Origin of the sequence: Palleronia sp. (assembly GCF_042089775.1) — a bacterium.
Taxonomy (GTDB): domain Bacteria; phylum Pseudomonadota; class Alphaproteobacteria; order Rhodobacterales; family Rhodobacteraceae; genus Palleronia.
This window is the reverse complement of the sequence record NZ_JBELKF010000137.1, coordinates 1-5741: the sequence shown is the minus strand read 5'-3', so window position 1 is coordinate 5741 and position 5741 is coordinate 1. Positions and strand designations below refer to the sequence as shown.

Here is a 5741-nt window from a genome sequence, read left to right as displayed (position 1 = left end):
TCGGTGCGGGTCTCGTGGTCCTGACCTTTCTCGACGCGCTATGGACGACCTTGTGGGTCGACGGCAGCGCCGGGCCGATCTCCGCCCGGATCACCACCTGGAGTTGGCGTGGCACCCTCGCCCTCTTCGGACGCCGCCGACACCGGGTGCAGAGCCTCTTCGGGCCATTCGTTCTGTCGCTGATTGTTCTTCTCTGGGTGACCATGCTGTGGCTGGGCTGGACCCTGATCTACGGTGGAGAACCGCTGTCCCTCCTGCATGCGACCACCAAGACGCCGGCGGACTGGAGCGGACGCTTCTACTTCGTCGGCTACATGCTCTTCACCGCCGGCAATGGAGACTATACCCCGAACGGTGACGTCTGGCAGGTACTGGCCGCTCTCACGAACATGACCGGCATGCTGCTCGCGACGTTGGCCATCACCTATGTCCTCTCGGTCGTCTCGGCTGTCGTCCAGAAGAGAGCGTTCGCCAGCCAGGTCAGTGGCCTTGGTCAGACCGCGGCAAAGATCGTCGCCAGCGGCTGGAACGGGCAGCATCTCCGCAGCCTCGACCTTCCTCTCAGCAGTCTCTCGTCCCAGCTGTCGCAGATGTCGGAGCGATACCGCGCCTATCCGGTTCTGCAATATTATCATGCGGCTGAGCGGCAGAAGTCCCCCATCGTTGCGGTGACCCTTCTCGACGATGCACTCACACTGATGAAGTTCGGAGTGCCGGCCGAGCATCAGCCCAGTCCCGCTGTGCTTCAGTCTGCGCGCGCATCCGTCGAGAGCTTCCTCGACACGCTGCCCTCTGCCTTCATTCATCCTGCCCCGGAGGCGCCACCTGATCCCGATTTGGCGGCTGTGGCCGATGTGGGAATTCCGACGCTTCCTCAGGAGCAGTTCGTGGAGGAGGTTGAGGCGCTGTCCGAAAGACGCCGACGCATGTTGGGCCTACTGCGGAACGACGGCTGGAACTGGGACAGCCCGTCATGAGCGACGCCACATTCTTCTTCGGCGGTCGGGCTCCGGTCTTGCGCATCCTCGTTGTCGGCACGTTCGCCTATGGCTCACTCATCACTCTGCAACGGATCAGCGGCAAGCGGACGTTGAGCCAGATGAACGCCTTCGATTTCCTGATCACCGTGGCCCTCGGTGCTTCCTTCGGGCGCATTCTCACAGCCCGAAACGTTGCCCTGGCGGAAGCGGTGACGGCTTTCGCGCTCCTGATGGCTCTCCAGTTCGCCGGCAGCGGGCGCGACGGATCGAGAAGGTGCTTACGGCGTCCCCGACGCTTCTCTTCTACCGAGGCGATTTCGAGCGCGCTGAAATGCGGCGGGAAAGAGTTACGGAAGATGAGATCACCGGGGCCGTTCGCCAAAGCGGCTTCGGGTCCTTTCAAGACGTCGAAGCGATCATTCTGGAGGCAGATGGAAACTTGGCGGTCATCGGCGCCGCAGAGGCAGGTGACGCGAGCGCGCTGCCAGACGGTTCTCGCTGAAGCCGAGCATGCCTCGATACCGCCCGCCCAATACATAGACAGCAGATCGAGTGCGCGCTCGGTGCCCATTTCGGTCCACTTAGCCGCACCATGGCGCCTCGCGTTGATCGTCCTGAACGGGATTGGACTAGGTTCACCCGCGCAGCATCAGGCTCAACCGGTCCCGTAGCGCGCCGGGATTTAGCGGCTTCGACAGGAGAGGGCAGTCCTGAAACCCCGGCCGTAGCTGATCGGATGTGTAGCCGCTGAGAAAGGCGAACGGGAGACCCTTTTCGGCCATGGCATCTGCGACTGGATAGGATGTCTCGCCGCGAAGGTTCACGTCGAGGAGTGCCGCATCGACCTGGGCTCCACCGAGCAGATCGAGCGCCGCGGAAACGGAATGCGCCGGACCCAAGGCATGATAGCCGATGCCCTCGACGGTATCCGCCAAGTCGGCGGCGATCAGCCACTCGTCCTCGACGATCAGGATCGTCCGCCGCCCGGGGCGCGTCTCGCTGCTGCTCATGTCTGCACCTTACCGATCGATCCGGAAACTCAGCTCCAGCATAAACCCTTCGGGCGGGAACTTGGCTTCGGCTTCGCCGCCCATCTGCGATCTGACCTGACCTTCGATGAGAGCAAGGCCAAATCCCTTTCGTTTCGGCGAATGCACCTCGGGACCATCCTTCTCCACCCATTTCAGGCGAAGCCGGTCATCGTCGGCATCCCAGATGACATCTACCCGACCGTCATCATTCGACAGCGCGCCGTATTTCGCGGCGTTGGTTGCCATTTCGTGCACGACCATGCCGAGGGAAAGCGCCTGCTGTGGCGTCAATGCGATCTCCGGCCCGTCGGCAGAGATGCGATCGGCGCCGAATGCCTCCGCCTCCGTGCGAACGAGGTCTCGAACTGCCACCTTCGTCCAGTCGGACCCGGATAACAGCGAGTAGGCCCGCGACATGCCGTGCAGTCGGCCGCTCAGCCGCTCGCCGAACTCCTCCATGCTGGACGAGGTCTTCCGCGTGCTGTTGGCGATGCTGATCACCACGGACAGCATGTTCTTGACCCGGTGGTTCAGCTCGGAGATCAGAACCTTCTGCTGCTCTTCGGCCTGCGCGAGCGACGAGATGTCGACGAGAGTGACGACGATCCCGTCGATCCCGTCGTCACGGTTGCGGTAGGGCACCAGCCGGACAAGGAAGTGCAGCCCGTCATTGTCGGGTGCCAGTCGCCTTTCCACAAGCTCGCCCGAGCGGAAGACCTCGCGCACCTCCGCTTCGAGGTCCGGGTATTGCAGCGCGCCCGCAAGGTCCATCAACGGGCGCCCGATATCGGCTTCGCGGATGTTGAAGAACGCGCCGGCCGCAGGGGTGAAGTTGCGGATCACGAGGTCGCGGTCGAGGAACACAGTCGCGATCTGGGTTGCCGCGTAAAGATTCTTGAGATCCGTGTTGGCGCTGTCGAGGTGGCCCACGCTGGTCTCGAGCTCGGCGTTGATCGTCGAGAGTTCCTCGTTGAGGGACTGCATCTCCTCGCGCGAGGCTTCGAGTTCCTCGTTGGTCGACTGCGCCTCCTCGTTGACCGAAACCAGCTCCTCGTTCGAGCTTTTCAGCTCCTCGAGCGCGGTTTCGTATTCCTCCACCGTCGATTGCAGACGCTCGCGCAGATCGCGCAGTTCGCGTTCCAACGCCGCCTCGGCTTCGTGCGCGACGGCCTCCACACTTCCATCCACGACCGGCTGCCGCCACTGGCCGAGCGGCGTGAAGAGCAAGAGAAACAACGCTTCGTTGCCTGTGGGACCGTCCAGCGGCTCGATCGTCAGACCGACCATGCTGCCGGTCGCCCCATCCCGGTCGAGCATCAGGACCTGCCGGGCAGCCGGGCTGCCCGTCTCCATCGCCTCGCGCAGCGCCGCGCGCAGATCGGCCCGGAACTCGCGCCGTGCGAGATCGAAGATGTGACGGTTCGGCGCGCCACGCGGCATCTCGAGATATCGGCCCGTGTTCGACGAAAAGTAGAGCGCGTCGCCCTCATGGGTGATCACGACATGTGCCGGCGCGTGCCGCTCGAGCACCTGCGTTTCGACCCGCTGGCGGAGCTGGACACTGGTCACGTCCGATCGGCGCTCCGCCACGTCCTGCCGGGTTCGAGAGGCGGACGTGTCGAGCGCGATTGGCAATCGCCTGACCCCGCCATGATCCCGGCTCTGGAAGATGCGATGCTGCTTGTCGAGAGGCGCGAAAAGGTCGCTGTGGCGGCTGACGCCCTCGGACGTGCCGAGGAAGAGATACCCGCCCGGCTTCAGCGCATAGTGGAATGTCGGGATCACCCGGTCCTGAAGCTCTCCGCCGAGATAGATCAGCAGGTTGCGGCAGGACACCAGGTCCATCCGCGAAAAGGGCGGGTCCGAGATCACGCTGTGCGGCGAGAAGATGCACATCTCGCGCACCTCCTTGCTGACAACGAGGCTGGCCCCGTCGCGGCGAAAGAACCGTTTGAGCCTTTCGGGGGCAACACCGGCAAGCAGCGCGTCGGGGTAGCGGCCTGCGCGGGCCGCGGCCAAGGCCTCGTCGTCGATGTCGGTGGCGAAGATCTGCACCTTCGGCACGACATCCAGCCCGTCCATCTGCTCGCGCATCAGGATGCCGAGCGAATAGACCTCTTCGCCCGTGGCGCAGCCCGGCACCCAGAGCCGGATCGTTTCATCCGCGCCGCGCCCTTCGAAAAGCTGCGGGATCACTCGGCTTTTCAGCGCGGCGAAGGCATCGGTGTCGCGGAAGAAGTTCGTGACGTTGATCAGCAGGTCACGGAACAGCGCCATGACTTCGCCGGGGTCGTCCCTCAGCCTCTGCACGTAGGCGTCGACCGTGGTCAACTGGACCACCTTCATCCGCCGCGCGACACGACGCATGAAGGTCTTGTCCTTGTAGCCTGAAAAGTCGTGACCGGTATGGCTCCGCAGAAGGCGCGCGATGTCGCTCTGCACCTGTTGCGCCTCGTCAAGGCGCTGCCTGTCCTCCTCGCTGTCGGCAAGACCGACGAGGGCGTCAATATCGTTGCGAAGCCGGACCAGTCGCTCGGGCATTTGCTCCACCGGCTCGGCAAAGTCGATCAAGCCACTGGCTATCGCGCTATGCGGCATCTCGGGGTTGCGCGGGCCCGATCCGTCGCTGGTCTGGGCCATGGTGATGCCGCCGCGCTCCTTGATCGCCTTTACGCCGAGGGTGCCGTCGCCGTCCCCGCCCGACATCACGATGCCGACGGCATTCTCGCCCTGGTCTTCGGCCATTGAGGCGAAGAACACGTCGATCGTTTTCCGTTCCCGATGGACCGGATCGTCAGGCCTCAGCCAAAGGCGCCCATCCTTCATGGTAAGGATCATGCCCTCGGGCATGACGTAGACGTTGTCTGGCCGCACCTCGGCGCCGTCCTCGGCCACGCTGACAGGGGCCGACGTATAGCGCCCGATGACCTCGTGCAGCAGGCTCCGCCGGTCGGGGCTGAGATGCGTCACGATGATGAACGCCATCCCGCTGTCGTCGGGAAGGTGTCGGAAGAAGCCTTCGAGTGCCGGGATGCCGCCGGCCGAGGCGCCGATACCCACGACGAGGGGAGCGTGTGTTGTCATTATCAGAGTCTAAGCCTTCGCCGTCTCGCCGACAACCATGCCGCGCAACCCCGGACAGGGTGTATAATGGTTGCTTTTCGTGGCGGAGAAGTCGAGATCAGCCGCAAATGTCGAGGAAGGACTGGGAGCCGCCTTGCAGCGATGCGGACCAGCACCTCCCTCGGCGCGCCCCGAATGTCAGCTTGCCGCATCCGGGCTTAACCGGTTCGCACATGCCGCGAGGGTCGGCTTCCCGCCCCTCATGGCCATGGCCCGAGTCTGTGCTGGCACGGATGTTCGTGAAGGGCTGGATGAGAGCCTGTGCTCCGGCTGATGTGAAGGTCTGATATTGTAGGTGCGGCGGGCGACTTGCTGGCGAAGCCAAGTCTCATGTCATGGCTGCAGATGCGTCGTCCAAGCTGTCACAAAGGCAAGTTTCGCCGCCAAAAGGCAAAACAGCTTGGCAATCGACAACTGGATCTCGGTTCCAGGTAAGTTGCCTTTGGGTTCGTCGTGAATTAACGGGTTGCCTCGGCTCTCGTGCACCAAAGATGCCTTTCCGGCCAAGGTGAGTTGCCTTCGACCAAACAGGGTTGGCGGCTAAACGCGAAATCTAGGCTCTGGACTCATAACCAGAAGATGACGGTAGCGGCGAGGGCGATGGCCG

4 protein-coding genes and 1 pseudogene are annotated in these 5741 nt (G+C 63.4%); 3 read left to right on the top strand and 2 right to left on the bottom strand.

The features are described 5' to 3' along the window. The 3 genes and pseudogenes from ACFDS3_RS18475 to ACFDS3_RS18465 all read left to right on the top strand — a co-directional run. Window positions 1–977, top strand: a 977-nt coding sequence (locus ACFDS3_RS18475) for an ion channel (protein ID WP_375263815.1), incomplete at its 5' end; no start/stop codon positions are given. Continuing rightward, a pseudogene (locus ACFDS3_RS18470) lies at window positions 974–1159 on the top strand (DUF421 domain-containing protein); the annotation flags it as partial. The gene ACFDS3_RS18475 and the pseudogene ACFDS3_RS18470, both read left to right, overlap by 4 nt. 95 nt (window positions 1160–1254) lie before the next feature. After that, entirely contained in the window at window positions 1255–1482 is a 228-nt protein-coding gene (locus ACFDS3_RS18465; RefSeq protein ID WP_375263816.1) for a YetF domain-containing protein, read from the top strand. A 133-nt stretch (window positions 1483–1615) separates the two neighbouring features. On the opposite strand, the gene ACFDS3_RS18460 is transcribed toward ACFDS3_RS18465, so the two are convergent. Both ACFDS3_RS18460 and ACFDS3_RS18455 read right to left on the bottom strand, forming a co-directional pair. Next, window positions 1616–1990 (bottom strand): response regulator, encoded by a 375-nt coding sequence (locus ACFDS3_RS18460; RefSeq protein ID WP_375263814.1) that lies wholly within the window; start codon window positions 1988–1990, stop codon window positions 1616–1618. 9 nt (window positions 1991–1999) lie between these two features. Beyond that, complete coding sequence (locus ACFDS3_RS18455; protein WP_375263813.1) at window positions 2000–5095, bottom strand: CheR family methyltransferase; 3096 nt, start codon at window positions 5093–5095, stop codon at window positions 2000–2002. Window positions 5096–5741 lie beyond the last annotated feature (646 nt).

Excerpts from the sequence above, each read along its gene's own strand:
- ACFDS3_RS18455 (WP_375263813.1), bottom strand. The coding sequence starts at position 5,095 with ATGACAACACACGCTCCCCTCGTCGTGGGTATCGGCGCCTCGGCCGGC.
- ACFDS3_RS18460 (WP_375263814.1), bottom strand. The coding sequence starts at position 1,990 with ATGAGCAGCAGCGAGACGCGCCCCGGGCGGCGGACGATCCTGATCGTC.